The 26,793-nt window shown below is 44.3% G+C and carries 27 protein-coding genes and 3 tRNA genes; 17 read left to right on the forward strand and 13 right to left on the reverse strand.

All coding sequences use genetic code 11. The annotated features are described in order from the left end of the window. Positions 1-270: 270 nt before the first annotated feature. Positions 271-1,575, reverse strand: coding sequence for a tyrosine--tRNA ligase (gene tyrS / locus ABJF92_RS05870; protein ID WP_446814885.1), 1,305 nt, complete (start codon positions 1,573-1,575; stop codon positions 271-273). Between the two features lie 105 nt (positions 1,576-1,680). On the opposite strand from tyrS, the gene ABJF92_RS05875 reads away from it, so the two are divergent. Further along, the gene (locus tag ABJF92_RS05875) at positions 1,681-3,159 is read left to right on the forward strand and encodes a peptidoglycan DD-metalloendopeptidase family protein (protein ID WP_446814886.1); all 1,479 of its coding nucleotides are present in this window, start codon (positions 1,681-1,683) and stop codon (positions 3,157-3,159) included. 67 nt (positions 3,160-3,226) lie between these two features. On the opposite strand, the gene trxA is transcribed toward ABJF92_RS05875, so the two are convergent. From trxA to lptM, 6 genes are all read right to left on the reverse strand, one after another. Further along, complete coding sequence (trxA, locus tag ABJF92_RS05880) at positions 3,227-3,553, reverse strand: thioredoxin TrxA (RefSeq protein WP_445977793.1); 327 nt, start codon at positions 3,551-3,553, stop codon at positions 3,227-3,229. Between the two features lie 105 nt (positions 3,554-3,658). Further along, the gene (locus ABJF92_RS05885; protein ID WP_446814887.1) at positions 3,659-4,372 is read right to left on the reverse strand and encodes an HAD family hydrolase; all 714 of its coding nucleotides are present in this window, start codon (positions 4,370-4,372) and stop codon (positions 3,659-3,661) included. Continuing rightward, entirely contained in the window at positions 4,369-5,034 is a 666-nt protein-coding gene (locus ABJF92_RS05890) for a DUF484 family protein (RefSeq protein WP_446814888.1), read from the reverse strand. Before ABJF92_RS05890 ends, ABJF92_RS05885 begins: the two co-directional genes overlap by 4 nt. Positions 5,035-5,041: 7 nt before the next feature. Beyond that, the gene (dapF, locus tag ABJF92_RS05895) at positions 5,042-5,872 is read right to left on the reverse strand and encodes a diaminopimelate epimerase (RefSeq protein WP_446814889.1); all 831 of its coding nucleotides are present in this window, start codon (positions 5,870-5,872) and stop codon (positions 5,042-5,044) included. A gap of 10 nt (positions 5,873-5,882) precedes the next feature. Next, positions 5,883-7,136 (reverse strand): diaminopimelate decarboxylase, encoded by a 1,254-nt coding sequence (gene lysA / locus ABJF92_RS05900; protein WP_446814890.1) that lies wholly within the window; start codon positions 7,134-7,136, stop codon positions 5,883-5,885. A 10-nt stretch (positions 7,137-7,146) separates the two neighbouring features. Then, positions 7,147-7,269, reverse strand: a complete 123-nt coding sequence (lptM, locus tag ABJF92_RS05905; RefSeq protein WP_446814891.1) for an LPS translocon maturation chaperone LptM — start codon at positions 7,267-7,269, stop codon at positions 7,147-7,149. Positions 7,270-7,441: 172 nt separating this feature from the next. Between lptM and ABJF92_RS05910 the strand changes: the two genes are divergently transcribed. Next, complete coding sequence (locus ABJF92_RS05910) at positions 7,442-8,299, forward strand: hypothetical protein (protein WP_446814892.1); 858 nt, start codon at positions 7,442-7,444, stop codon at positions 8,297-8,299. Between the two features lie 76 nt (positions 8,300-8,375). On the opposite strand, the gene argH is transcribed toward ABJF92_RS05910, so the two are convergent. Continuing rightward, on the reverse strand, positions 8,376-9,782 hold the full coding sequence (gene argH, locus ABJF92_RS05915; RefSeq protein ID WP_446814893.1) for an argininosuccinate lyase: 1,407 nt from the start codon (positions 9,780-9,782) through the stop codon (positions 8,376-8,378). Between the two features lie 157 nt (positions 9,783-9,939). On the opposite strand from argH, the gene hemC reads away from it, so the two are divergent. From hemC to ABJF92_RS05935, 4 genes are read left to right on the forward strand one after another with little or no spacing between them, the layout of a single operon-like run. Then, positions 9,940-10,863 carry a hydroxymethylbilane synthase gene (hemC, locus tag ABJF92_RS05920; RefSeq protein WP_446814894.1) on the forward strand — a complete coding sequence of 308 codons (924 nt, stop codon included), beginning with the start codon at positions 9,940-9,942 and terminating at the stop codon, positions 10,861-10,863. A gap of 9 nt (positions 10,864-10,872) precedes the next feature. Further along, on the forward strand, positions 10,873-11,634 hold the full coding sequence (locus ABJF92_RS05925) for a uroporphyrinogen-III synthase (RefSeq protein WP_446814895.1): 762 nt from the start codon (positions 10,873-10,875) through the stop codon (positions 11,632-11,634). Next, positions 11,624-13,018: a uroporphyrinogen-III C-methyltransferase gene (locus ABJF92_RS05930; RefSeq protein WP_446814896.1), complete on the forward strand. Its 1,395-nt coding sequence runs from the start codon at positions 11,624-11,626 to the stop codon at positions 13,016-13,018. Before ABJF92_RS05925 ends, ABJF92_RS05930 begins: the two co-directional genes overlap by 11 nt. Beyond that, positions 13,015-14,250: a heme biosynthesis HemY N-terminal domain-containing protein gene (locus ABJF92_RS05935; RefSeq protein ID WP_446814897.1), complete on the forward strand. Its 1,236-nt coding sequence runs from the start codon at positions 13,015-13,017 to the stop codon at positions 14,248-14,250. Before ABJF92_RS05930 ends, ABJF92_RS05935 begins: the two co-directional genes overlap by 4 nt. A gap of 81 nt (positions 14,251-14,331) precedes the next feature. Here the strand turns inward: ABJF92_RS05935 and ABJF92_RS05940 are convergent, their stop codons facing one another. Beyond that, positions 14,332-15,243: a hypothetical protein gene (locus tag ABJF92_RS05940; protein WP_446814898.1), complete on the reverse strand. Its 912-nt coding sequence runs from the start codon at positions 15,241-15,243 to the stop codon at positions 14,332-14,334. 46 nt (positions 15,244-15,289) lie between these two features. After that, positions 15,290-15,475 carry a hypothetical protein gene (locus tag ABJF92_RS05945; RefSeq protein ID WP_446814899.1) on the reverse strand — a complete coding sequence of 62 codons (186 nt, stop codon included), beginning with the start codon at positions 15,473-15,475 and terminating at the stop codon, positions 15,290-15,292. An 89-nt stretch (positions 15,476-15,564) separates the two neighbouring features. On the opposite strand from ABJF92_RS05945, the gene yaaA reads away from it, so the two are divergent. Continuing rightward, on the forward strand, positions 15,565-16,338 hold the full coding sequence (gene yaaA / locus ABJF92_RS05950) for a peroxide stress protein YaaA (RefSeq protein ID WP_446814900.1): 774 nt from the start codon (positions 15,565-15,567) through the stop codon (positions 16,336-16,338). Between the two features lie 53 nt (positions 16,339-16,391). Here the strand turns inward: yaaA and prmC are convergent, their stop codons facing one another. Genes prmC through hemA form a run of 3 tightly spaced genes read right to left on the reverse strand, consistent with a single transcriptional unit; the run spans position 16,392 to position 19,598 of the window. Beyond that, the gene (gene prmC, locus ABJF92_RS05955) at positions 16,392-17,234 is read right to left on the reverse strand and encodes a peptide chain release factor N(5)-glutamine methyltransferase (protein ID WP_446814901.1); all 843 of its coding nucleotides are present in this window, start codon (positions 17,232-17,234) and stop codon (positions 16,392-16,394) included. Between the two features lie 3 nt (positions 17,235-17,237). Next, positions 17,238-18,326 carry a peptide chain release factor 1 gene (gene prfA / locus ABJF92_RS05960; protein ID WP_446814902.1) on the reverse strand — a complete coding sequence of 363 codons (1,089 nt, stop codon included), beginning with the start codon at positions 18,324-18,326 and terminating at the stop codon, positions 17,238-17,240. A 3-nt stretch (positions 18,327-18,329) separates the two neighbouring features. Continuing rightward, the gene (hemA, locus tag ABJF92_RS05965; RefSeq protein WP_446814903.1) at positions 18,330-19,598 is read right to left on the reverse strand and encodes a glutamyl-tRNA reductase; all 1,269 of its coding nucleotides are present in this window, start codon (positions 19,596-19,598) and stop codon (positions 18,330-18,332) included. Between the two features lie 264 nt (positions 19,599-19,862). Here hemA and ABJF92_RS05970 point away from each other — a divergent pair, with 264 nt between their 5' ends. The 10 genes from ABJF92_RS05970 to ABJF92_RS06015 all read left to right on the forward strand — a co-directional run bounded on the left by ABJF92_RS05970 (position 19,863) and on the right by ABJF92_RS06015 (position 26,790). Then, positions 19,863-21,605 (forward strand): tetratricopeptide repeat protein, encoded by a 1,743-nt coding sequence (locus ABJF92_RS05970; protein ID WP_446814904.1) that lies wholly within the window; start codon positions 19,863-19,865, stop codon positions 21,603-21,605. A gap of 2 nt (positions 21,606-21,607) precedes the next feature. Beyond that, a complete protein-coding gene (gene lolB, locus ABJF92_RS05975) occupies positions 21,608-22,189 on the forward strand; it encodes a lipoprotein insertase outer membrane protein LolB (protein ID WP_446814905.1) in 582 nt (193 codons plus the stop codon). Positions 22,190-22,193: 4 nt separating this feature from the next. Then, positions 22,194-23,051 (forward strand): 4-(cytidine 5'-diphospho)-2-C-methyl-D-erythritol kinase, encoded by an 858-nt coding sequence (gene ispE, locus ABJF92_RS05980; protein WP_446814906.1) that lies wholly within the window; start codon positions 22,194-22,196, stop codon positions 23,049-23,051. Between the two features lie 63 nt (positions 23,052-23,114). Then, complete coding sequence (locus ABJF92_RS05985; RefSeq protein WP_446814907.1) at positions 23,115-24,062, forward strand: ribose-phosphate diphosphokinase; 948 nt, start codon at positions 23,115-23,117, stop codon at positions 24,060-24,062. Positions 24,063-24,130: 68 nt separating this feature from the next. Continuing rightward, complete coding sequence (locus tag ABJF92_RS05990; protein ID WP_446814908.1) at positions 24,131-24,709, forward strand: 50S ribosomal protein L25/general stress protein Ctc; 579 nt, start codon at positions 24,131-24,133, stop codon at positions 24,707-24,709. Between the two features lie 19 nt (positions 24,710-24,728). Then, positions 24,729-25,313: an aminoacyl-tRNA hydrolase gene (gene pth, locus ABJF92_RS05995; RefSeq protein ID WP_446814909.1), complete on the forward strand. Its 585-nt coding sequence runs from the start codon at positions 24,729-24,731 to the stop codon at positions 25,311-25,313. A gap of 29 nt (positions 25,314-25,342) precedes the next feature. Continuing rightward, positions 25,343-26,434, forward strand: a complete 1,092-nt coding sequence (gene ychF / locus ABJF92_RS06000; protein ID WP_446814910.1) for a redox-regulated ATPase YchF — start codon at positions 25,343-25,345, stop codon at positions 26,432-26,434. A gap of 112 nt (positions 26,435-26,546) precedes the next feature. Further along, positions 26,547-26,621: transfer RNA gene (locus tag ABJF92_RS06005), tRNA-Gln, on the forward strand. Between the two features lie 7 nt (positions 26,622-26,628). Further along, positions 26,629-26,705: transfer RNA gene (locus ABJF92_RS06010), tRNA-Met, on the forward strand. 10 nt (positions 26,706-26,715) lie between these two features. Continuing rightward, a tRNA-Gln gene (locus ABJF92_RS06015) sits at positions 26,716-26,790 on the forward strand. The last annotated feature ends 3 nt before the right edge of the window (positions 26,791-26,793 follow it).

The raw sequence follows: 26,793 nt of genomic DNA on the forward strand, positions 1-26,793 counted from the left end.
TATAAAGCGAATTGACGTGTTTGACGTCTCGTAAGACTTCAATTTTTTTGATCAACCACCAACCGAAGTTAGTAAGTCGATCTTCTGAAGTCTCCAGCGAGCGCCCACACAAATTATCTGATTATCTATTTTAAAGAGCGTCTGATCACGTTCTCCGTGTCAGTGGGAGCGTATAATACCGTCTAACTTTTTTTGTGCAAGTAGTTTTTTTGATATAAACAAAAAAAGGCACCGAAGTGCCTTTTTTGAATTCAATTCTGTGTGTTTTGATTACAAAACAAACAGGTGATGCTTTTTCTTACCTAACTTCACGAGGAAATACTTACCGTAATAGCCAGTCTCAGTTGAAAAGATACTGGCAGCATCCATGTTATTTTCTAAGCCCTGAGCTTGACCGTTTACAAAAACAGAGTTTCGCTGCAAAGCATCCTTTACTTGCTTGCCACTGGCCGCTAAGCCTGCATCTGCTAACAAGGTAGTTAGTGGCGTTGCCGATAGGTCAATCCCCTGTAACGAACTACTTGGCAGACCGTCTAGTTGAATTTGCTCAAGATCTTGTTCACTTAGCTCATCCGCCTTACCACTAAATAATGCGGCCGTAATTCGCTCCGCAGCCTGCAAACCCTCTTCCCCATGCACTAGCTTGGTTGCTTCACGAGCAAGAATAGCTTGCGCTTGTGGTTTACCGGTACTTTCTTGATCAGCTTTTTCTATCTCACCAATTTCTTCAAGGCCTAAGAAGGTGAAGAATTTCAGGAATTTATATACATCAGCATCCGCAGTGTTCATCCAGAACTGGTAAAAAGCGTATTGACTGGTTTTCGCTGGATCTAACCAAACCGCACCCGACTCTGTTTTACCGAACTTTGTGCCGTCAGACTTTGTAACCAAAGGAACCGTTAAACCAAAAGTTTGCGCTTGATTTTGGCGACGAGATAAATCGATACCACCGACAATATTTCCCCACTGATCACTTCCGCCTACTTGAATCGTACAATCGTAGGCACGGTTAAGCTCAGCAAAGTCCATACCTTGCAGCAGTGCATAAGAGAATTCAGTAAAAGAAATACCTGCTCCTTCTCTATTCAGGCGCTGCTGTACAGATTCTTTATTGATCATGGCATTTACTGAGAAATGTTTACCAATTTCACGCAAGAAATCCAGCATACTCATTTCGCCAGCCCAATCTAAGTTGTTTACAACTTTTGCAGGATTAGGGACATTGTCAAACTTAACAAACTGACTGACTTGTCCGCGTATTTTTTCTGCCCAGTTAGCCACAACATCTGAGGTGTTCAATTGACGCTCTGCTGCTTTAAAGCTTGGGTCACCAATCAAACCAGTCGCACCACCAACTAGCGCAATAGGGTTGTGACCAGCATCTTGAAAACGTTTCAGTACTAGGAGAGGCACAAGGTGGCCTAGATGTAAACTATCGGCTGTTGGATCAAAACCACAATAAAGCGTACGACTGCCACTATTTAGGTGCGCTTTAAGCTCATCTTCTGCTGTCATTTGAGCAATAAGCCCACGAGCTTGTAAATCTACCAAAAGGTCGCTACTACCAACTGTCATTATTTCGATCCATTTCCTAGTGAGTTAATCTTTATAAAGCATTCAATTATAAAAGTAATGTTGGTAGGATTATAAGGCTTTATTAAGAATTTTTGGGTACTCATTTTGACTAAGTTACTACCAACAAGGCACCTTCTCTCGATTGCAGCCATTTCTTTTGTGATTGCGATTGCCTTAATTGCCTTCCCTACAGAGGAAGAGAACACTTCAGGCGCTATTTCACTGGAGACTAATTTTGCCATTGTGGAACAGTCCCAGCTCACATTAGCAGATCTGCCCACACCTAAAACACAGCCTAGCCTGCAGTTTCAGATTCCAACCAATGTCACCGCAAAAGGATTACCCTACGAACTTGACTCTCCGCTAGCCAATAAAAAGTCACTTCAATTGAGTAACGCGCAATCGGCTCAGACAACCCCTTTAGCACCAACGGAAAACCAAACAATCATTGAAGAGCAGCGTCCTAGCTTTCGCGAACAGTCGGCCACCGTTGTTTCCGGAGACTCTCTTTCAAAAATACTCAGCAGCCATGGCATCTCAGCAAATGATATTTATAAGGTTTCCCAAGCAGACAAAAGCCATAGGTCACTGTTAAGAATGCGACCCGGGCAGACTCTTGATTTCAAAACGGACAACCACTCAGGTGAACTTACTTCGTTGACACTAACGCTTAATCGTTTAGAAAGCGTGGTATTCCAACGTAACGACCAACAATTCGACCGTGAAGAAGTAACCCGCACCCCAGAAATTGCTCAGACCTACAAAGAAGCCACTATTAATAATTCATTATTTGTAGATGGCATGCGTGCTGGCATTAGCCAAGCCATGCTTATTGGGTTGGCTAACATCTTCGGCTGGGATATTGACTTTGCCTTAGACATTCGAAAAGGCGATAGCTTGAGTATACTTTTTGAAGAGAAGTTTTTAGATGGTGAAAAAATTGGCGAAGGCAATATCCTTGCTGCGCAGTTCATTAATAATGGACGAACCTTTCAAGCCATCCGCTACAAAACCGCTCGTGGCTCGAGTTATTACACCCCTGACGGGCTAGCCATGCGTAAAGCCTTCATCCGCACACCTGTAGATTTCACACGCATTTCTTCGAAATTCAACCCTAACCGACTGCATCCAATTTTCAAAACTAGCCGCCCACACCGTGGCGTGGATTACGCAACATCGAGTGGCACACCAGTCAAAGCCGCAGGGGATGGTAAAATCTCTTTTGCTGGCAAACAAAACGGTTATGGCAACGTTGTTATTATTGACCATGGTAAAGGTTATCAAACCCTCTACGCACACCTGAAAGGCTTTGCTCGTGGCACCAAGCGAGGCAATCGAGTTCAACAAGGTAAAGTAATTGCTTACGTTGGTCAGACCGGTTGGGCGACTGGTCCTCACTTACACTATGAATTTCGTATCAACGGTGTTCATAAAAATCCTGTTACGGTAAAACTACCGAACGATGATCCGATGGCGAAGAAGGATTTAACAAATTACCTTCCTTACGCCAAAAAAGTCATGGCCACGCTAGAAAATTCACATTCACCCGCCTTTGCACAGAAATTGGCATCTCTAAGCAACTAAGCCAAGCCAATATTCAGACACAAAAAAAGCAGCCCATTGGCTGCTTTTTTATTATTAAACAAAGCAATTAGATTGCGCTGTTAATAAATTCAACTAGTTGTGACTTAGAAACGGCGCCAACTTTAGTTGCAGCCACTTCACCACCTTTAACGATAAGTAAGGTAGGAATACCACGAACATTGTATTTTGGTGCTGTCTCTTGGTTTTCATCAACGTTCAATTTAACAACTTTTAAGCGTCCTTCAAATTCAACGGCAATATCTTCCAATACAGGCGCAATCATTTTACAAGGACCACACCAAGGAGCCCAAAAATCAACGATAACAGGTAGTTCGGAATTCAATACTTCTTCAGCGAACTGAGCATCTGTAATTTGGATAATATTTTCACTCATAAACTTTTCCTTTCAAGCGATTTGATAACTAACGAATGGTAGCTAGTGTAACACCAAATCCTCAGGGTAAAAATGAGTTCCTACTAATAAGCTAATAGAAAAGCGCTATGACAATAATGAGCGTATTGCAGTAGGCAGTTCCAGCAAAGAATAAACTTCCGCATCCGCTGGCTGACCCCAGCCATCTTGCCAACGTCTGGCCCCATGACGGTTAAACCAGATAGTTTTCGCCCCTGCATTTGCAGCGCCATAAACATCATCGTGGGGGTGGTCACCAATATGTATAACCTGCGGGGTAGAAGTTTTGCTTTGCTCGGCCGCCATTTCAAAAAGCTGAGCGTCAGGTTTCGCCACTCCTTGCTGGTCGGCTCTTAAAGCAAAGTCAAAGTACCCCCCTAAACCAATGTAGGGATGATACACATCGGCGTTGCCGTTCGTGATCACGGCCAATGAGTAATCTCGATAGAGCTCCTCGAGAACCTCTCTCACATGAGGAAAAAGATCTACCCTTTGTCGCCATTCAGCAAAGTGTGTCAGTGCTGCCTCGGCAACCATCTCACACTCTTCCGAGGGCAACTGAAACTGCTTCAATGCTTGCTGATACACACCAAGCCGAATTGCCGTCAAGTTGCCGACTAAGTCGGGGGATCGAGCCAACAGCCTAGCTTTTTCTTCTTGTTGCCAAGAAAAATCAAACTGGTCATAAAACCCCGGAAATCGTTCCTCGAACCAACTTTCCATAGCGTATTCTGCTCGCACGATAACAGGTTCAACATCCCAAAGCGTATTGTCTAGATCAAAGGTTATTAATACCGTCATTTTATCAACCTAGTCAAAATGGCACTTAGAAGATCAGCAATATATTGCAAAAACATCGCACCTTTTTCATGGTGAAAAGCAGACACCTGCTCCGCCCCCAGCACTAACACACCTAAGTTTTGGGCACTATCAGACTGAGTCGATAAGATAGGTAATACTGCGATGGATTGTATTTTTTTCGCGTTTTCCGAAAACAAAAAATCCAACTCACCCTCTGGTAGCTCACCACAATAACACTCAGCAAAACCTGAAGTTTGCGGCAACACAAGATCATCTTCCGTTAAAAAATGTGTTCGAATACTACAATCTGGGTAATCATCGAATAATACGAGGGAGTGAAAAGAGATATCAAAGTCGTCTCGAATCATATCATCAACCACGGCGGCAAAATCATCGAGCGTCTCACAAGCCAGACTTGCTAAAACCAAGCGACGACTTTTTTTCATGGTGGACTCATTTTCTCGAGCCACTTCCACCAATCGCTCAAACTCATTGCGATAACTCGCCGTAGACTTTCGCAACTGGTTGACCTGATACTCCAGCAAAGAAATTGCTTTACCAGAGGCAGGATGAGGAAGTGTTAAAGACTCCAACAACTCGGTATGTTTAATAAAAAAATCCGGACTGTCTGATAAGAACTGAATTACTTCCTCTTCCTTCATACGACCTCTATAGGTAAATTTGCCCTTCAAAGACTTTCGCGGCAGGCCCTGTCATAAGAATAGGTTGGTCACCACCCTGCCACTCAATTTGTAGATCACCACCGGTTAAATGGGCGGTAACTTTAGAGCTAAGCCAGCCTTGCTTAATACCAGCGACTACGGCGGCACAAGCACCTGTACCACAGGCTTGAGTTTCCCCAACACCACGTTCATACACTCGCAGATTTATTTCACTCTTGCTAAGCACTTCCATGAAACCAACATTCACATTATTTGAGAAACGCTCATGAGCTTCTAATTCTGGGCCTACTGTTGCCACCAACTCATCGCTCAATTGGTCTACTTTCAATACTGCGTGGGGGTTACCTACCGAAACGGGAGTAATATCATAAACGCCTGATTGCGTCTCAACAGCATAAGTCGACTGCAGAGCGTCCGCAGTGAAGGGTAAATCCTTCGGTTCAAAACTTGGCGCCCCCATATCTACGGTAACCTGACCATTATTCAACACTCTTAATTGAATAGGGCCGCGTTTGGTTTCCACGTCAATAATATGTTTGTTCGTCAATTCACGATCCAGTACAAACTTAGCAAAGCATCGAGCACCATTGCCACAGTGTTCCACCTCAGTGCCATCTGAATTATAAATACGGTAGCGGAAGTCCATTTCAGGATTGGAAGGCGGCTCAACCACTAACAGCTGATCAAAGCCAATCCCCCAATTACGATCACTTAATAGCTCAATCTGCTTTTTATTAAAAAAAACTTTTCGAGAAACCGCATCCACAACAACGAAGTCGTTACCTAGTCCATGCATTTTGGTAAATTTTAATAACACCTTCGTCTCCTTAGCTAGGCAAAACTTGCTCGCCAGCCAATTGGTGCTCTATCGTTTCACGAGCGCGAATCAAATGAGCTTGGTCTCCGTCTACCATCACTTCGGCAGCACGATTACGACTATTGTAGTTAGACGCCATAGTGAAGCCATAAGCACCCGCTGAACGGATAGCCAACAAATCACCCGCCTGAATATCTAGTTCGCGATCTTTACCAAGGAAATCCCCTGTCTCACAAATTGGCCCGACCAGGTCATAACTACGCTTACCTTCTGTGGTGGGCAACAATGAAACTGGAACTATGTCCATCCACGCAGAATACAAAGAAGGACGAATTAGATCATTCATTGCACCGTCGATAATGGCGAAGTTTTTATGTGGCGTGCATTTTAGAAACTCAACTTGCGTCACCAGCACACCTGAGTTGGCAGATATTGAACGACCAGGCTCGAACGCCAAAGACAGTGTACGGTCACCCAGTTTTTCCAACAAAAGCGCTGCGTATTCTGCTGGTTGCGGAGGCTCTTCATCACGGTAGCGAACCCCTAAGCCACCGCCAAGATCCAAGTGTTTGATTTCAATGCCATGGGCGGCAAGATCATCAATTAAACCAGTTAGGCGGTCGAAGGTGTCTAGAAACGGCTTAAGCTCCGTTAACTGAGAACCGATATGACAGTCCACGCCCATAACATTTAGGTTTGGCAATTCGTGAGCAATTTTGTAGATTCGAACAGCATCTTGAATATCGATCCCAAACTTATTTTCTTTTAAACCTGTCGAAATATAAGGGTGTGTTTTAGCGTCAACATCAGGGTTAACACGCAGAGACACAGGGGCAATTTTGCCACACTCTCCAGCCACTTCATTAAGACGATATAATTCCGCTTCAGACTCAACATTAAAACAGTGAATCCCTACTTCCAACGCTCGGCGCATTTCTACCGCTTGCTTACCAAGGCCTGAGAACATCACTTTTGCTGGATCGCCACCTGCTTTCAGTACACGCTCTAGCTCACCAATGGAAACTATGTCAAAACCAGCACCAAGACGCGCCAAGACATTTAAAATGGCGATATTCGAACAAGCCTTTACGGCATAACAAATCAATGTCGGATGAGAAGCAAAGGCTTCAGCATAGGCTAGATAACGGTTTTCAAAGGCAGCACGGGAATATACATAGCAAGGCGTACCAAATTGTTCTGCAATATTTGCTAAGGGTACATTTTCAGCATGTAGCTGCTGATCTGAGTAATTAAAAAATTCCAATTGGGGATCCTCAATTTGTCGATGATGCTTGTACTGCTTCAAGGTTTTTTTCTGGTAAATACAGAGCGCCCTTGTTACCACAAGACATTAAAATCACAGCAAAAAAACATATTGAAACGCATTTTAGCATCATCTCTATCTCTTCTATTTTTGATGGCTACAGTATACTGGTAGCCCGCTAGATTCCCAACCCTAGTCTAGAAATTACTCAGATTTTCATCAGATTAGACAAATATGAGGCTAGCTCTTGAATTTATAGGCTTTACCTCAAGCTATTGAGCTATACACTAGCCAAGGTTAACCATTTGAACGAAACAAAAAGAACGCTCGGGATGAAGAAGAATACGCCACCCAAAATTATTGCTTTGATATTTGCCATTATGGCGCACCTACTCATCCTGCACTTGTGGTTAGTAGATGATGAGGCGACAGTTATCTTTCCAAGCAATGCCGCATCACAAAGTAATTTCGAGATTTCGCTACTTCCTCAAAATGACGCGACATCGAAGAACACTGCGCCATCTATACAACAAGACACTGAATCAACTAAAAATAAGGTAGGTACCAATACGCCAGCCAGCGCCCCTCTCATTGACACGAAAAGTGAAGCCCCACTTAGTGATGTCAAAGACTTCACTGCATGGCACCAAAGCGCTGAAATGACCGGAGGAGCAAGTTATCCTGATAAATCCGATAATCTAACGGATGCGGATGCAGACCAAACCAAAGAACCTAGATATGTACCGCCTAAAGCTGGGCACGAGACAGTAGACACTGAGACGGAATTTACGGACCTACGTAAAATTGAAAAGCCAACACTTTTAGATGTAAAAATAGACGAGCATAAAAACACAACAAATTCTGCTACCGAAAAAGTCTTCTCTCCGACTTTAAAGGAGCAGATAACATCATCGCAAAAAACACAAAAGGAATATTTAAAAACTCAAACAAAAGAGACTCGATATCCTATCACGGAAGATGCGGATGGCACTCGATACGTCAATATCAAAGGGGTTTGCTGGCGCATTCCTAAAGACAACCAAAAGGAAGAGTGGACTGTAGTGCTCTCTGGTTGTGGCGGCCAAACCAAGACATTCTTGTTTGAACTGAGCATAGCGCCTGATATTTTAGGCGCTGATTCTCCGTTTAATTTACCCCAATAAAAACCCCCTTAGTGACAGAGGTTATCCACCATCACTAAGGGGTACAACTAGCCTAGGCTAGTAAGCTACCAATTTGTTACGCCATACGTTGAGACAAATCCGCTTTAGCACGTTCCACAGCTTTCAACACTTGGGCTGGAGCCGTGCCACCAACATGATCTCGCGCTGCAACAGAGCCTTCTAGAGTCAGTACATCAAACACATCTTGTTCAATCATACTACCAAAACTCTTAAGCTCTTCAAGGGTCATTTCAGATAGATCTTTGCCCTCTTTCACACCGTAACCTACGGCTTTACCAACCACTTCATGGGCATCACGGAAAGCCACACCTTGACGAACAAGGTAATCTGCAAGATCGGTTGCAGTGGAGAAACCACGACGCGCCGCTTCGTACATAGGCTCTTTTCGAGCTTCAATGGCAGGAATCATGTCCGCAAATGCACGCAATGACCCTTTTAAAGTATCAACCGTATCAAACAACGGCTCTTTGTCTTCTTGATTATCTTTGTTGTAAGCCAAGCACTGAGATTTCATCAGCGTTAATAGACTCATTAGATGCCCATAAACACGGCCTGTTTTGCCGCGTACCAATTCAGGCACATCTGGGTTTTTCTTCTGAGGCATGATAGAAGAGCCGGTACAGAAACGGTCTGGCAAATAAATAAAGTTAAACTGGGCAGACGCCCACATTACCATTTCTTCCGCCCAACGGGACATATGCATCATGATGATGGATGCAACAGATGTGAATTCGATGGCAAAGTCACGATCACTCACTGAGTCCAATGAGTTGTAAGTTGGACGCTCAAAGCCTAATAACTCTGCTGTCATATTACGATCAATAGGATACGTTGTGCCTGCTAAGGCCGCCGCACCAAGCGGCAAGATATTGATGCGCTTACGGCAGTCAACTAAGCGTTCGTAGTCACGTTGCATCATTTCATACCAAGCCATTAAGTGGTGACCAAAAGTCACTGGCTGAGCAGTTTGCAAGTGCGTAAAACCTGGCATTATGGTGCTGGCTTCTTTTTCAGCCAAACTCAGAATACCTTGTTGTAGTCGTGTTACTTCTTCTAACAGAAAATCCACTTCGTCACGCATGTAAAGACGAATATCCGTCGCCACTTGGTCATTACGCGAGCGGCCGGTGTGCAGTTTCTTGCCCGTTATGCCAATTTTTTGTGTTAGGCGAGCTTCGATGTTCATGTGTACATCTTCAAGTTCTACCGACCACTGGAATTCGCCATTAGCAATTTCCGTCTCTATTTCCGTTAAACCTTGAATAATCTGATCACGCTCTTCTTCCGTTAGCACGCCAACGGCGGCCAACATTTTACCGTGTGCAATCGATCCCTGAATATCTTGTTTTGCCATTCGTTGATCAAACTCAACGGAAGCGGTAAAACGTGCTACAAAAGCATCTACAGGCTCAGAAAAACGGCCACCCCATTGCTGGTTGGTGGTTTTATTCGTATCAGTCATTCAATCAGTTCCCAGACAAATTAAAACAGCTGCCAAGAGTACCCTAAGCGCCACTACATATAAAGTACAGAAGGATGACGCTGGCACGCTTAACGAGTATGATTGTCGATAAATTTGATAAAAATATCCCTTAGAAGCCCCACCATTAGGAGACTTTGTGAAAGATAAGATTGTGATCGCCACCCGTGAGAGCCAACTGGCATTATGGCAAGCCGAAAATGTCAAAAGCCAGCTCGAACAGCGCTACCCAGACCTTCAGGTAGAACTCTTAGGAATGACGACCAAAGGCGATCAAATTTTAGACTCCCCTCTATCCAAAATTGGCGGCAAAGGTTTATTTGTAAAAGAACTAGAAAATGCCTTGCTTGATGGCCGTGCCGATATCGCGGTTCACTCGATGAAAGATGTCCCAATGCATTTTCCTGAAGGGCTAGGGCTGGCCGTGATCTGTGAGCGTGAAAACCCTACTGATGCGTTTGTTTCCAACCACTATAAAGAGCTGGATCAACTACCAGAAGGCGCTGTGATTGGCACTTCTAGTTTACGCCGCTCCTGCCAGTTAAAAATGCAATACCCTCACTTAATCATTAAAGAGTTACGAGGCAACGTAAACACCCGCCTAAGAAAACTCGATAATGGTGAATATGATGCCATTATTTTAGCCACCGCGGGCTTGCTACGTCTTGAAATGGCTGACCGCATCCAGCAAGAAATTCCCGCTGAGCTAAGTCTACCAGCAGGTGGTCAAGGCGCTATGGGGATTGAGTGCCGCACCGACGACCAAGACACATGGCAGTTACTTAGCCCTCTTCAGCACGAAGAAACAAGCTATCGCGTAACCGCAGAGAGAGCCGTAAACGAAAGACTCAATGGTGGCTGCCAAGCCCCTATCGCTTGTTTCGCACTACTTGAAGAAGATCAAATATGGCTCCGTGGTTTAGTGGGAAGTCCCGATGGTAAAACCATGATCACAGGGGAAATTCGTGGCACTAAAGTGCAAGCTGAGCAACTTGGTGTGCAACTTGCCGATGATTTATTGGCTCGCGGTGCAGGCCAAATTCTAAAAGACTTATACAAGTAAAGAGACGGAATGCCACACAAAATTCTGATCACTCGGCCTGAGCCAGAAAATGCGCAAACCTGTCAGCGACTTGCTGAACAGGGCATTATTGCTGTGCCTCTCCCCATGATGTCTATTACCCCTATTACTGACATAACGGAAATCGCTAAGATTCGTTCACAAGTTTTTAATATAGATGAATATGATTACGTGATTTTCGTTAGCAAAAATGCAGCAAGAGCCGCCGCAGAATGGCTAGACGAATGTTGGCCCATGCTACCCGAAAAAGTTTACTGGATAGGGATAGGCCAAGGCACCACCCAAACCTTAATTGCAGAAGGTATTCCGGCCTTATCCAACCCAGGGCACACCAGCGAAGATTTATTAGACTGGCTCAAGCCCATAAAAATGGCAGGTCTAAAAATACTGATCGCTCGAGGCTCAGAAGGCCGCCCTACTTTAGGAGAAAAACTCTCCCAAAGAGGAGCAAAAGTGAGCTATCTTTCTCTCTATGAAAGAAAAAAACCCACATATAGTGCTCAAACTTTTGTTATGTTACCCGATATCAATAAAATATGGGCAACCAGTGGGGAAAGCCTGCAAACATTAACGGAATATACCCTAGCGCTGAAAAAAGCATGGCTGGACTATCCATTATTTGTCCCCAGCCAAAGAGTCGTACAACAAGCCATGGAAGCTGGCTGGAAAAAGGTTATATGTGCCGACGGTGCGGATGACTTTAGCCTATTAAAAGCAACTGAACTTCATACAGGAAGATCGAATGACAGATAATAATGAGCAAATAGCACAACAAAAAGATGCGGACCTAAACAAGTCGGACGATAAAAAAAGTAGCAATGCTCCCCATCCTGCTCAATCTAAAAAAGCCATCAAGGTTGGCACAACATCCTCTTCCAATAAACTAGCCAACCTTGCCATTGGCCTATCGGGTATCGCCTTATTAAGCAGCGCTTGGCTTTTTTACCAAAGCACTAACAACCAACAGAGCTATCATCAAATTACCACACAGCTAAGCACACTTAGCCAACAGCAAGACACTCTAAACGCCCGAGTAAATAAACAGGATAATCAGCAAGTCCAGCTGAACGCCATCACCAAAGAAATCAAAAGCCTCCAGCAAGACAGTCAAAATACAACAGCAGAATTCACTTTAGCGCAGACTCATCAAGCAGAAAAAATCCAGCAGCTTGAAGCTAAATTGAATCGTTTGAACAACACCACTAAAGAAGATTGGAAGTTGGCTGAAGCAGAATACCTAGTCCGCCTTGCCAATCAAAGGCTATTGCTGGAATCAGACAGTGGTGGCGCCGAAGCCCTGTTAAGCAATGCAGACAATATTTTAAAAGAACTAGAAGATCCTATTTTCTTTGCCGCCAGAAAAGCTATCGCCAAGGATATACAATCTCTAAAGGCTGTTAGTCAATTTGATCTGGAAGGACATTACCTGCAACTGGATGCCTTGTACGAACTAATCCCTCAACTGCCACAGCGAGAACCCTCTAAAGGCTGGCAAGAATCCGCAAAACAAACAGAGCAGGCCCAGCAAGAATCCGTTGAACAAACCAATGCGTTTGCAAACACATTAGAAAAACTTTGGTTATCGTTGCGTTCTCTTGTGGTGATTAACTATCAGCACAAACCAATTGAGGCGCTTCTTCCACCAGCTGAATACCAGCAGTTGGTTACTGGTTTACAACTACAAGTGGATGTTGCACAAGTCGCGCTCGTCAAAGGTGAGAGCAACATCTATCAGCAAGCCCTTGCTCGTGTCGCCGGCGCGATTACAGAGCACTTTGATACCGACTCACAACGAGTGACGACCTTCTTAGCAAGCCTCACAGCATTACAGCAAGTTAATCCTAATCCAGACTTACCTTTACCTAGAGGCTCTTTACTGGCAATGCAGTCTCTTATGAGTGAGTGGAAACAACGCAGTTCTGTTCAAAACACCGAAACGGATACACAACCCCCCGCTCAATCTCCAGCACTGAAAGAGCCATCGAGTAATGTTTCAAAAGGCATCTCGTCTTCAGAGGCAGACACGCCAGTAGAGGATCCTACCCAGCAACAGGAAACACCAAAGACCACCGACACCCCTCCTAAGCAGAGTGAAAGCACCACGCTAAATGCTGAAGCAACAGGAGAGCAGGTATGAGGAAGTTTCTCTTTTTACTGGTCATCATGATGGCCGTGGGCGGTGTGCTTGGCCTACTCATGCGACAAGACAGTGGTTATGTTCTCATTGCCTATAATGGCGTTACTCTAGAAACCAGCTTGTGGGTGCTAGTTGCCGCGCTTTTCGTGACATTATTTGTATTGAGCTGGGTAAAACGCATTTTGTTTATCACCTTGAGACCAAGTAATTCACTGGCCAAAGTCACCGGCAACCTTGCCCAGAAGCGCGCATCAAAAAATACCATTCGTGGCATGCTAGAGCTTATTGGGGGTAACTGGAATAAAGCAGAGAAACTATTAACCAATAGCGCTGATCGTGTTCCTTACCCTTTGATCAACTACATTGGCGCTGCTTATGCTGCCAGCGAGCAAGAAGAACATGAACGTTCTAAATCCCTACTTCGCAACGCTCATCAGGCAACCCCAGAAGCTGCATTTGCCATCGGCTTTGCCCAAAGCCAAATACAAATGCGTCAAAAGCATTACGAGAGCGCACTTGCTTCCTTGTTGCGCTTACAGAAGCTCAAACCTAAACATAAGCAAACGCTAAAAATGCTGGTTTCAGTGTACACCCAACTTAAAGATTGGGATGCCTTGCTGGCCCTAACTCCGACGCTAAAAAAGTACGGCATTTTTGATAACGACAACATGTTTGAGTTAGAGCGCAATGCCTTCTTAGCCTTGTTAGACAAGATGAAATTTCGAAACAAAATGGGCGACAATAACAAAGAACTCGTTCATGACATTGAAACCCTATGGCGTAAACTCGATACGCTAGATCAAGATCAGCGCATGCAACAGCTTTATGCACAAACTCTCATCACCTTTGGAGATGAGGCCAAAGCTGAAAGTTTTATTCGCGCCAGCCTAAATAAGAAATGGTCCGAAGAGCTCATCTACGAATACGGCCAATTAACGGAAAATAATGCTCGTAAACGCCTAAGCCAATGTGAAAGCTGGTTAAAGAAGTACACAGAAAGTGCCAACCTTTATTTAGTATGTGGGCGACTCAGTCAGTCATTACAGCTATGGGGCAAAGCCCGAGACTATTACGAGCAAGCCTTCTCTTTAGACTCGCAAAATGAGGCAATGGCCGAACTTAGCCGTTTATTGCATGCTCTAGGCGAAACACAAGCCAGCAATGAAATGCTGATGTTTAGTCTAAAACAAGCAAGCCATCATCTAAAAGAACTACCGCTGCCTCATCATTAATTAAGCACCAAGCTTAAAAATGCTAAACGCCGCTAACAAGCTAATGTTAGCGGCGTTTTTATTTGTTTGAAGAAAACGCTCTTAATCCTTCAGTACCTTATTCAGCCACCGAACGATCACAGGCAATACCGAGGTTGGAATCTGTAAAGCGCCAACCATTGGCAAAAAAGCCGGCCCGAGTAATCCACCAGCAATACTGTAAGTAAGCAATACGTTACGATTAGCGGAAGTTAGCCCTGCGGTTAAGGCGACTGCTTTGCCATAACGTCGGTAAAAACAATAGGCTAACCCAAAAAAGATACAACACAAGCCAATGGCGATAAGAAAATAGTTAAGGGCCATCCAAGGGTCTGTATCGAACAATAAGCGGAAACTACCAACCAAACCGAAAGGAAAAGCAAACACCAACAAAATGGTATAAGGAGAAATTTTTGCCAACACTCGTTGCAGCTTCTCTTCTGGACAAAACGCATGCACGACAAATGAAATCAGCATGGGTCCGAAAATAAAAATAACTAAGCGAATAAAATAGGTGACTAAATCTAGATCAATGGGCCCTTCTTGAAATAACAACAAGGCCATCACAATGCTTATAGGAAGCAATAGTGTACTCGCAATCGTCATTGCCATCGCTCCCAAACTATCAAAACCTAACGCTCTGATAATTGCAGGTGTAGCAAATAATGAACCTGTCGCCGCCACCCCGACTACGGCTAGCAAAAGATCATGGTCAAAATTCAGTAATTTGGCGAACACCGCCACCACCAGCATCATAATAAAAGCATGCAATAAGGCATATCGCCATACAGCAAGACTTCGTAGACGCTCAATCAAAAGCTTTTGCTTCATGCTCAATAGAGTCAAAGCCATCAGGAAGAAAAGCACGATAGGTAGAAATGGAAATATTGCTAGAGAAATCGAAGGGAGTAAAAAACCCAATACAGCAATAAGAAACATAAGCAACAGAGAGTGACGCACAACAAAAGCAAGCAAGAGGCATTCCTTTGACTAGATTGACTAACGATAAGTCCGTTAATTATTATTTTTTTGTACTAGAGAATAACTTATTATTTTCTGGAAGCTCAGCAATCTCTACTGGCCAGTTTTCACGGGCTCGGTCGAATTGATCACGTAATGCTACCAGCTCATCCCCAGACGTCGTCAGAGGTTGATCACCCATCTGCGGCTTTTTTACCTTCGGGAATGGGATTAAGTTATTCTTCATAAATTATCTCTATCAAAGCATTCTCTAGATATCTATCGGCACTCTATGGATAATCTTAAGCAAACGCAACGGCGAACAACGGAACTTATATGAAATTTTTAATATCACCAGCAAAAACACTCGATTTGACCTCACCGCCGACGGTGGAGGAAAATAGCCAACCAAGCTTACTCGAGCACTCTCAAGAGCTAATCGATACTATAAAAGATTACACTCCAGCACAAATTGCTAGTTTAATGAAACTTAGCGATAAATTGTCTTTATTGAATGTCTCCCGCTACCAAGAGTGGCAACAGAGTCACACCCAAAACAATAGCCGCCCAGCGGTTTATACCTTCATGGGTGATGTTTATACAGGTTTAGATGCCTATTCCCTTAGCGTCGAAGATATAGCTTATGCTCAGAAAAACCTACGTATCCTCAGTGGTTTATACGGTCTACTAAAACCATTAGATTTAATGCAGGCATACCGCTTAGAGATGGGCACCAAGCTGACCAATAACCGAGGTAGCAACTTATATCAATTCTGGGGTGATATTATTGTTGATAAACTCAACAACGAATTAGAAGACGGTGAACTTGTGGTAAACCTGGCCTCAAATGAATACTTTAAAGCCGTCAATAAGAAGAAGTTAGCGGCTCGCTTGATCAGCCCTAACTTTTTAGATGAAAAGAATGGTCAGTTCAAAGTGATCAGCTTTTACGCCAAGAAAGCCCGAGGATTGATGGCTCGCTATCTGATTGAAAACCGCTGCCAAACCTTGTCGGATATTCAAGCGTTCGATCTAGCGGGTTACCGTTACGACCCTGAACAATCAACGCCTGACGCTCCAATATTTGTTCGCCCAGAAAGCGCACAATAAAAGCACAACCATAGCTAAGGGGCTTGTTTCCCCTTAGCGATTAAACCTCAAAGCTAGCTTTGGGAATAATGCCCTAAAGTTACCCTATCGTTGCCACCATAGTCTTGAAAGCTTTCTATTTGCTCATAACCTTCTGCGGCCAATATTTCTCGAACTTGTGCCGCTTGATCATAGCCATGTTCAAAAATCAAACAAGCACCCTGAGCCAAATAAGTTTTGGCCTGAATGACTATATGACGAATATCCGCGAGACCATGCTCTTCTGCTATCAAGGCCGTTTTTGGCTCAAAGCGCACATCACCTTGCTCTAAATGTTGATCCGCAGGGTCAATATAGGGTGGGTTGGAGACAATGAGATCGAATGGCTTTTCGTTCATTAGCTGCTCAAACCAGCTACTTTGCGTAAAACGGACACTTAGATCATGTCGCTGGGCATTCCGTTTAGCCAAGGCCACAGCCTCATCAATAAGATCCACACCAAATACTTGGGCATGCTGACACTCTGACGCCAGAGCCAATGCAATGGCTCCGGTACCTGTCCCCAAATCCAAAATACGACTAGCAGCTTGAGTGGGCACCTTAGTTAAAGCAACTTCCACCAAACGTTCTGTATCCGCTCGGGGAATTAAGGTACAAGGGCTGACTTCGAGATCCAATGTCCAGAACGCCTGCCTTTCTAAAATATAAGCAATTGGCTCCCCTGCTAAGCGACGCGCCAGCAGCGCTTCAAAAGCCACCAGCTGCGCTTTATCAACAACTTTATCGGGCCAAGTGTAAAAATAAGATGTAGAGACGTCTAACACTTGTGCCAATAATAGCTGCGCATCGAGCAAAGCGCTTTCATAAAGAGGCTCTAAGCGCTGACTCGCACTTTTCAGCAGCGCGTCTATTTGCATGGTTTAGTTATCGCCACTTAGTGTCGCAAGCTGTTCAGCCTGGAATTCATTCACCAGTGGGTTGATCAACACATCCAGATCACCGGTAACAATCTCATCCAATTTGTATAAAGTTAAGTTAATACGGTGATCGGTGACTCGCCCTTGAGGGTAGTTATAGGTACGGATACGTTCCGATCTGTCACCACTGCCCACTAGGGATTTACGAGCTTCGGATTGCTCACTAGCGGCTTTTTCTTGTTCTGCAGCCAACAAACGAGACGCTAGCAATGACATGGCTTTAGCGCGGTTTTTATGCTGTGAACGTTCTTCCTGACATTCCGCAACAACACCCGTTGGAATATGCGTTAAACGGATCGCTGAGTCGGTTTTGTTAACGTGCTGACCACCTGCACCAGAGGCTCTGAAGGTATCAATACGCAAATCCGCTTTGTTGATATTGATATCCGCCACTTCGTCCATTTCTGGCATTACTGCCACGGTACAAGCAGAGGTATGTATACGACCTTGGGATTCTGTTGCTGGTACACGTTGCACGCGGTGGGCACCGGATTCAAATTTCAATTTTGAGTAAGCACCTTCCCCAACAATACGGGCGATGACTTCTTTGTAACCACCATGTTCACCTTCGCTAGCACTAACGATTTCAACTTTCCAACGTTGCGTCTCAGCATAACGGGAATACATGCGGAACAGATCACCAGAGAAGATAGATGCTTCATCACCACCTGTCCCCGCACGTACTTCTAAGAAAACGTTTCGCGAGTCATTCGGGTCTTTCGGAAGCAAAAGTTTCTGCAGGGTCAGTTGTAATGCTTCTTTCTGCACCTGCCCCTCTTTCATTTCTTCGACGCCCATCTCTTTAATTTCTGGATCGGAGTCCGTCATCATCACTTCTGCTTCCAGCAAGTTTTCTTCAACTTGCTGATATTCATTAAAGCATTTCACAACAGGCTCTAATTCCGCATATTCTTTTGAATAAGCACGAAACAAGTCCTGATCCATAATAACTTCAGCAACACCTAATAGGGCAGCAAGCTCTTCATAGCGATCAGACAAACTTTCTAATTTTAATTTTATCGATTGTTTCATTTTTTAATGGTCTTTTTCTTCGTCTATACCCAATACATTCGATGCTATGATCAAGGCTTGCTGATCTGCATCCCCCCCTGCATCACGCAAATAGCGGGTGGGGGCATGAATGAGTTTGTTCATTAATCCATGAGCTAGTTTCGTCATCACTTGCTCTGGTGCTTGGCCTGTTTCTAGGCTTTTTAGTGCTTTTTCTAATTCTTGATTCTTGATGGATTCCGCTGCTTGGCGAAAGGTAACGATTAAATCGGAGACTTTTCTCGACTCAAGCGCTCGTAGGTAGAGCTCTACCCCTTCATCAATAATGCTCTCTGCCGCTTTCGCGGCATCTTGCCTTGCTTTAACATTTTCTTCAATAACCGAATGTAAATCGTCGACTGTGTACAAGTAAGCATCTTTTACTTCTTCGACTTCAGGCTCGATATCTCGGGGGACGGCAATATCAACTAATAATATCGGTGCATGACGACGTTGAGCGGTTGCCCGCTCCACCATACCTTTGCCGATAATGGGCAATTGGCTGGCAGTGGAAGAAATAACAATATCCGCTTGTGACAGATAGTCTCCGATATCCCCAAGCAGGATAGCCTCTGCCTGAAGGTCTGTGGCTAACTTCTCGGCACGCGCTAACGTTCTGTTGGCGACGATCAGACGCTTAACGCCGTTTTCCTTTAGATGCCGTGCCACCAGCTCTATCGTTTGGCCGGCACCAATCAATAACGCCGTACTTTGCCGAATATCTGCAAATATTCTTTGCGCCAAGCTTACTGCAGCAAAAGCAATAGAGACTGGATTCTCGCCAATAGCGGTGTCCGTGCGTACACGTTTGGCAATCGAGAAAACACGCTGAAATAACGACTCTAACTCTGACCCTAAGCAAGTTCCCTCTTGGGACACTGCGTAAGCAGATTTTACCTGCCCAAGGATTTGCGGCTCACCTAATACTAAAGAATCTAACCCTGAGGCAACACGCATTACGTGTCGCACACTATCGGCTTCAACATGTGAATAACAGTATTTTCGTAAATCTTGTTTGTCTAATCCATGATACTCAGCTAACCAATCAATAATTTGGGCAACACGCTCTTCATTATCCACAGAACAATAAAGTTCGGTACGATTACAGGTAGACACAATCACTGCTTCGTTTGCTTTTTGGTCGGCAACCAATGAAGACAAGGCATTTATCATTTTCTCGGGGGCAAAAGCCACGCGTTCACGTATCGCTACAGGCGCAGTTTTATGGTTAACACCCACAGTAATTAGCGGCATCAGGAAACTCTTATAAAAGAACGAGACTTTAAGATCATGAAAGGAGGAGACATTGCCCCAACACGACTTTTCATTATAAAAACTGTATTATACGAGAATTCGATTGCTTTTCTAACCTGTTAGTTCAATAAAACTAATAGGAATATTTCATAGCAATAGCTGACACAAGCCGTTACGAACGATAATATAATTCATTGAAATCAATTTTTTGAGAAAATGATGCCCTTAAGCATGAGAGCGAAGACCATAAAGACACGCTTGCTGTTGATAAAATCATCAATGGTCAGCCTGTTATCGCTTATTGCTTTATTGGGTTGTGGTACCACCTCCGAGAAAACCCCAACTGACAGCTTAGCTTCAACACCATCATCTAATGAAGCAAACCAGCCAACTCAGCACCTTGAAGACCTTCTCAGCGCCGAGTTTACATTACAACGAGCAGGTGCCGATGTAGCTTATCCTCAGTTTTATAAGCTTGCACTCCAATCAAAAGATTTAGAGCTTACACAGCGACTAACAGAGATCGCCTTAGCCACTCGCAACACTTCCCACATTGTTGACAGTACAGGCCTGTGGCTAGCCATCGATCCACAAGCTTCCGAAGCTTATGCGATTAAAATGCAAGCGTTATTAAAAGCGCATCAACCTACCGCAACAGCAAACATGCTTATAAACGCATTAGATAATCAAGCGTCACTTGAGTTTTTGCCTGTTTTTTTAGAAAAAAACCTAAACGAAAACAGCCTTATCAGCACCCTGACAGATGCTCTCGAGCTCCTACCAGACCTTCAACCGCAAAACAAATACGTGCAACTTACTCGAGCGCGTATACATTACCTTGATGGCCAATACCCTCAAGCCATCACCATCACCAATCAACTACTTAAGAAGTATCAATACAGAGATGAAAACACCTTCCTAATACTTGCTTACAGCCAAGAAAAGATGGGTAATCTAAAAGCAGCGATCAAAGCTTTACAAGCTTCTTTAAATAAACATCCAGATAGCATAGATACTTTAACGCCGCTATTAGAATTTCTCGTACAAGGGAAAGAACAAGATACCGCCTATAAAACCTACCAAGACTATAAAGTAAGCTCGACGTATAAATTTCCGTTAGCTATTAGTTTTAGCAGCGTTCTTCTTAAATACGAACACCCAGATTTAGCGTTAAAAGTACTAGAAGAGCTCCCTGATACAGAGCAAAGACTGGCCGAGCAGGTAACATACCTTGCCGCTCAAGCATTAGCTCGATTAGACCGCAAAGCAGAAGCTATCCAAAAAATGGAGGCCGTTGAAGGCGTACTCCGCTCTAGTGCGACCAACCAAATGGCAGTATGGCTATACGATGAAGCCAGAGAAGAAGAAATCAATACTATGATACTGCGTCGCCTTCAAAGGGAGAGCGCACCAGAAGAAATTGCTAATATAAGCCAATTACATCAAGAGAAAGGCAAGAGTCAACTTTCCTTGGAGCTGCTAACCAGAGCTTTAAACAGTTACCCTGAATCTAATATGCTACGCTACCAAAAAGCGCTTTTGTGCGACTCTCTAGACCTTTGGCAAGATGCGATTACTGAGTTTGAAACGCTTCTATCCAAAGACCCTCACAATCCACAATATCTTAATGCTCTTGGCTACACTTTACTCATCCGCACACCCAACTTAAAAGAAGCCATGGGCTATATTGAACTAGCTTACGAGCAATCAAATAATGACCCTGCCATTATCGACAGCTTAGGGTGGGGATTCTTCCTCATGAACGAATTAGAACAAGCCGCTTACTATTTAAAAAAAGCCTGGTCTATTCTTCCAGACCCTGAAATTGCGGCACATTATGGAGAATCTCTCTGGAAGCAAAAGAATTACCAACAGGCCATTAGTGTCTGGCAAGCGGCTTTAAAAGAGTCGCCAGATTCAGATTTACTGCTAAATACTATCAATAGACTTTCACCGACGCTCATACAATTCGCTTCTCAACCGTCTGCCAATACACCGGAGCAGTAAATATGCTATTTAGAGTTTTCTTTCTAGTTTTCACCAGCTGTTTACTCATTGCTTGCAGTAGCCAACCTTCTGGCCCTAGTACACCACCACCAACGAACGCTGCAAATATTATTGCTTGGGATATTTCTGGCCGCATTGGCATCCGCACTCAAGATGACGCGTTATCCGGAAACTTTAGCTGGCAGAAAAACGCCGAGACCTTTGATCTGAATATCTCAGGACCATTTGGACAAGGTGCCACCTCTTTAGTGAAAGAAAAAGACGCTCTGGTTACCCTAGCCTACGATGATAAAACCGTTACTGGAGAGAGCGCTAAACAGTTGTTAGAAGATGAGCTTGGTTGGGCCTTTCCTGTTGAACAGGTTGCCTATTGGGTGCGAGGCTTGACCAGCCCAAACTCTGCTGCGGTTATTATTCCATCGGAAGAGAATTTAGAGCAGCTCCATCAAATTGATCAAGATGGCTGGCTGATCGAATACAAAAGCTTTACGACGGTAAATGAGTTAGAATTACCTCAGAGAATTCAGATTTCAAAAGCACCTTATAGAGTGAACCTAATCATTAATCATTGGACCATTCAATAAACTAATGAAACTTCCCTCCCCCGCAAAATTAAATTTATTTTTACACATAACAGCACAAAGGGAAGACGGGTATCATAACCTACAAACCGTCTTCCAGTTTATAGACCTCTGCGACCAGCTTGACTTTACATTAACCAATGACAGTGAAATTCGATTAGCGCCAGAAATCCCTGACCTACCTTGTGAGCAAAACCTCATTTATAAAGCGGCTAGACTCTTACAGCCTTATCGTCATACAGCCACCTCAGGTATCCAAATAACCTTGGAAAAACAATTACCTATGGGCGGCGGTATTGGTGGTGGAAGTTCTAATGCAGCAACCACTTTACTGGCACTTAATACCCTCTGGAACTGCCAACTCAACCTAGAGGAACTGGCTAAAATCGGCTTGACTCTAGGGGCCGATGTACCCGTTTTTGTGATGGGCTTTGCAGCCTTTGCAGAAGGTGTCGGCGAAGAATTGTTACCCGTTGAACCAGACACACCTTATTATTTGCTCATAAAACCCAATTGTCATGTGTCCACCGCTCAAATTTTTACCGATAAGTATTTGACAAGAGACACCCCTCCCATCAAAATATCGCACGCCTTGACACTGGACGGGCATAATGACTGTCTAGAGGTGGTAAAAAAACACAATCCCGAAGTAAAAGAAGCCTTTTCATGGTTACAACAACATGGAAACGCTAAGTTGACCGGTACGGGTGCATGCCTATTTATGGCTTTCCCCTCAAGGGTTGAAGCCGAAAGGCTAAAACGCATGGTTCCGGGCAAATGGCAGGCTTGGGTTTGCAAGGGGTGTAATAGGTCACCAGCTCATAAAGCATTAGACCAGTGGATAGAGCATAATAGAGGTGTGTAGCTATAACAACCTACACCCTTCGCCAGTCTATTTTCATCGCTACAAAATACAAGGGTATACACAGTGTCCAAGTTGATGGTTTTTACCGGTAATGCAAACCCTGAACTCGCTCGCAGAGTGGTACGCCGTCTAGGGCTACCAATCGGAAATGCAACAGTAGGTAAGTTTAGCGACGGAGAGATTACGGTCGAGATTAATGAAAATGTTCGCGGTAAAGACGTTTTCATCATTCAATCTACATGCGCCCCTAGTAACGATAATTTAATGGAGCTCATCGTCATGGCGGATGCCTTACGTCGAGCTTCTGCAACACGAGTTACTGCCGTTATCCCTTACTTCGGATATGCGCGACAAGATCGTCGAGTACGCTCTGCTCGTGTGCCAATTACAGCTAAAGTTGTAGCGGATATGATTTCTGCTGTTGGCATCAACCGAGTTTTAACGGTTGATTTGCACGCAGATCAGGTTCAAGGATTCTTTGATATCCCTGTGGACAACGTTTATGCAACGCCGTTGTTGCTTGATGATCTACAGCGCCAAGGCCACGAAAACATTACTGTGGTTTCCCCTGATGTAGGCGGTGTTGTTCGTGCTCGTGCCTTCGCGAAATTACTTGATGATGCTGACTTGGCTATTATCGACAAACGTCGCCCACGTGCCAACGAAGCGCAAATCATGCACCTTATCGGTGATGTGGAAGGCAAGACCTGTGTATTGGTCGATGACATGTGTGATACCGGCGGCACTTTGTGTGCAGCGGCGAAAGCACTAAAAGAACACGGCGCGTCCAAAGTACTCGCGTACTGTACACACCCTGTGCTATCTGGCAAAGCCATTGATAACATTTCAAATTCTGTGCTCGATGAGTTGGTTGTGACTGATACCATCCCATTGACACCTGAGGCACTTAAGTGCTCTCAAATACGCCAGTTGTCGATGTCTGACATCATGGCAGAGGCGGTTCGTCGCGTATGCAACGAAGAGTCTATCAGTGCCATGTTTGGGGCCTAAACCAAACACTTTCGCTCGGAATGGGTCGCAGTTCTGGGCACAACTTTATTATTTATTAGGAAATAACCATGACATTATCTATTAATGCCGTAGCACGTAATCTAGAAGGTAAAGGTGCGAGCCGCCGCCTTCGCAAAGAAGGTCAAGTACCTGCTGTAATTTACGGCGGCGATGTTGCCCCTCAATCTGTTTCGTTCAAAGATAACGAACTACTTAAAGCGGTTACTACTCCAGGCTTCCTAACAGGCCTTGTTGAAGTTTCTGTTGAAGGTAAAACTGAGCAAGTATTGGTTAAAGCACTTCAGCGCCACCCAGCAACAGGTGACGTAATGCACATGGACCTTCTACGTGCACAAGCTGATAAAACGATCACTACTCGTGTTCCTTTAACCTTTATTAATGCAGCGAAAAGTGAAGGCGTTAGTAAGCAAGGTGGTCGTTTGACTATCGAAGCGAAATTGGCTGAAGTTCGTTGTCTACCAGCTAACCTTCCAGAAGCGTTGATCATTGATGCTGGTCAAGCTCAACTAGGTCAAATCTTCCACTTGTCTGACGCACAGCTTCCTGAAGGTGTTGAGTTGATCGCTTTGCTAAAAGGCGAAGATCACAACCAACCAATCGGTCGTATCGACAAATCTAAGCGTTAAGAGCATTGAAGGCAGTATTGTGGCAGGTTTCAAATTATTAGTCGGTCTGGGTAACCCAGGCAGCGAATACGAGAACACTCGCCATAATGCTGGCGCTCAGTGGATAGAGGCATTGGCTCGTCAGAGCCAATGCCTTTTACGTTCTGAAAAGAAATTTTCAGGGTTCTTCGGCAAAGTTTCTATAGCTGGTGAAGAATGCTATCTACTCATTCCCACCACCTATATGAATTTAAGCGGCAAGGCTGTTCAAGCAGTTTGCCAATTCTACAAAGTCCTTCCTCAAGAAGTCCTCGTCGTTCATGACGAATTGGACATTCCACCTGGTAGCGTTAAATTAAAAAAAGGTGGCGGCCACGGCGGCCACAATGGCTTAAAAGACATTATTGCGAAGCTTGGTAACAACAAAGAGTTTGCACGCTTAAGGCTTGGCATAGGCCATCCAGGGCATGCCAGCCAAGTAGCGAATTATGTCCTTAAAAAAGCCGCACCAGATGAGTACGCTAAAACCATGCAAACGATCGATGAATCGTTGCGCTACGTTGATGACATAGTCAAAGGTGACTTAAACCGTGTCATGAATCAACTACACAGCTTTAAAGCATAATCACACACATTTTATTCAGGATCTTCATTATGGGTTTTAATTGCGGCATCGTTGGCTTACCTAACGTTGGTAAATCCACTCTTTTTAATGCTTTAACCAAAGCAGGTATTGGTGCGGAGAACTTCCCTTTTTGTACCATCGAACCAAACGCAGGCATTGTTGCTATGCCAGACCCTCGTCTTGACGCTTTAGCAGAAATCGTCAAGCCTGAGAAAGTACTTGCGACGACCATGGAGTTTGTGGATATTGCAGGCTTAGTAGAAGGCGCTTCCAAAGGTGAAGGTCTGGGTAACAAGTTCCTTGCCAACATCCGTGAAACCGATGCGATTGCTCACGTTGTGCGTTGTTTTGAAGACGACAACGTTATCCACGTTTCTAACCACGTAAACCCAAAAGCAGATATCGAAGTCATTAACCTCGAGCTTATCTTTGCCGACATTGAGTCGATTGATAAGCAATTACTGCGCACCGGTAAAAATGCAAAAAGTGGCAACAAAGAAGCCATTGCCCACAAAGCTTTTCTAGAAAGCATTAAAGAGCACTTAGAAAACGGCTTGCCTGTGCGCTCTATGGACCTTACAGTCGATCAGAAAAAAGAAGTTAAACTTCTTCATCTATTGACCACTAAACCCACCATGTACATTGCTAATGTCTCTGAGGATGGATTTGAAAACAACCCTTACCTAGACGAAGTAAAAGCGATTGCAACCTCTGAGAACGCCGTAGTAGTGGCTATCTGCAATCAACTTGAAGCAGAGATTTCTGAACTAGACGCAGAAGAAATGAAAGAGTTTCTTGATGAAATGGGTATGGAAGAACCAGGCCTAGACCGCGTTATCCGCGCAGGTTATGAACTTCTAAACCTTCAGACATATTTTACTGCTGGTGTAAAAGAAGTTCGCGCTTGGACAGTTAAGCAAGGTGCGACCGGCCCTCAGGCAGCCGGCGTAATTCACACAGACTTTGAAAAAGGCTTCATTCGTGCAGAAGTAGTTGGCTACGAAGACTTCATCCAATACAAGGGTGAAAATGGCGCCAAGGAAGCGGGTAAATGGCGTCTAGAAGGGAAGGATTATATTGTCAAAGATGGCGATGTGATGCATTTCCGCTTCAATGTTTAATTAATATCAAGAATTTCATAAAAACACTTGACCCATTAACGGGTTATATGAATAATATCGCGCCACAGAGACAGCAGATCGTTTTACGAAAACTGTTTTTGTGAGTGTCTGTTGGGGTATAGCCAAGCGGTAAGGCAACGGGTTTTGATCCCGTCATGCGTAGGTTCGAATCCTGCTACCCCAGCCACAGACATGGCTATGTAGCTCAGTTGGTTAGAGCACATCACTCATAATGATGGGGTCACTAGTTCGAATCTAGTCATAGCCACCAATTCGATAATTGGGGTATAGCCAAGCGGTAAGGCAACGGGTTTTGATCCCGTCATGCGTAGGTTCGAATCCTGCTACCCCAGCCAGAA

This window comes from Marinomonas sp., from assembly GCF_039940335.1.
Taxonomy (GTDB): domain Bacteria; phylum Pseudomonadota; class Gammaproteobacteria; order Pseudomonadales; family Marinomonadaceae; genus Marinomonas.

What these genes read in the sequence shown, in the direction of transcription:
- ABJF92_RS05885 (WP_446814887.1), bottom strand. Translation starts at nt 4,372, where the DNA reads ATGACGGTATTAATAACCTTTGATCTAGACAATACGCTTTGGGATGTT.
- tyrS (WP_446814885.1), bottom strand. Translation starts at nt 1,575, where the DNA reads ATGACAGTTGGTAGTAGCGACCTTTTGGTAGATTTACAAGCTCGTGGG.
- ABJF92_RS05925 (WP_446814895.1), top strand. Translation starts at nt 10,873, where the DNA reads ATGCCACACAAAATTCTGATCACTCGGCCTGAGCCAGAAAATGCGCAA.
- prfA (WP_446814902.1), bottom strand. Translation starts at nt 18,326, where the DNA reads ATGAAACAATCGATAAAATTAAAATTAGAAAGTTTGTCTGATCGCTAT.
- ABJF92_RS05935 (WP_446814897.1), top strand. Translation starts at nt 13,015, where the DNA reads ATGAGGAAGTTTCTCTTTTTACTGGTCATCATGATGGCCGTGGGCGGT.
- lolB (WP_446814905.1), top strand. Translation starts at nt 21,608, where the DNA reads ATGCTATTTAGAGTTTTCTTTCTAGTTTTCACCAGCTGTTTACTCATT.
- ychF (WP_446814910.1), top strand. Translation starts at nt 25,343, where the DNA reads ATGGGTTTTAATTGCGGCATCGTTGGCTTACCTAACGTTGGTAAATCC.
- ABJF92_RS05890 (WP_446814888.1), bottom strand. Translation starts at nt 5,034, where the DNA reads ATGAAGGAAGAGGAAGTAATTCAGTTCTTATCAGACAGTCCGGATTTT.
- lptM (WP_446814891.1), bottom strand. Translation starts at nt 7,269, where the DNA reads ATGATGCTAAAATGCGTTTCAATATGTTTTTTTGCTGTGATTTTAATG.
- yaaA (WP_446814900.1), top strand. Translation starts at nt 15,565, where the DNA reads ATGAAATTTTTAATATCACCAGCAAAAACACTCGATTTGACCTCACCG.
- ABJF92_RS05990 (WP_446814908.1), top strand. Translation starts at nt 24,131, where the DNA reads ATGACATTATCTATTAATGCCGTAGCACGTAATCTAGAAGGTAAAGGT.
- ABJF92_RS05930 (WP_446814896.1), top strand. Translation starts at nt 11,624, where the DNA reads ATGACAGATAATAATGAGCAAATAGCACAACAAAAAGATGCGGACCTA.
- ABJF92_RS05945 (WP_446814899.1), bottom strand. Translation starts at nt 15,475, where the DNA reads ATGAAGAATAACTTAATCCCATTCCCGAAGGTAAAAAAGCCGCAGATG.
- hemA (WP_446814903.1), bottom strand. Translation starts at nt 19,598, where the DNA reads ATGCCGCTAATTACTGTGGGTGTTAACCATAAAACTGCGCCTGTAGCG.
- argH (WP_446814893.1), bottom strand. Translation starts at nt 9,782, where the DNA reads ATGACTGATACGAATAAAACCACCAACCAGCAATGGGGTGGCCGTTTT.
- trxA (WP_445977793.1), bottom strand. Translation starts at nt 3,553, where the DNA reads ATGAGTGAAAATATTATCCAAATTACAGATGCTCAGTTCGCTGAAGAA.
- ispE (WP_446814906.1), top strand. Translation starts at nt 22,194, where the DNA reads ATGAAACTTCCCTCCCCCGCAAAATTAAATTTATTTTTACACATAACA.
- prmC (WP_446814901.1), bottom strand. Translation starts at nt 17,234, where the DNA reads ATGCAAATAGACGCGCTGCTGAAAAGTGCGAGTCAGCGCTTAGAGCCT.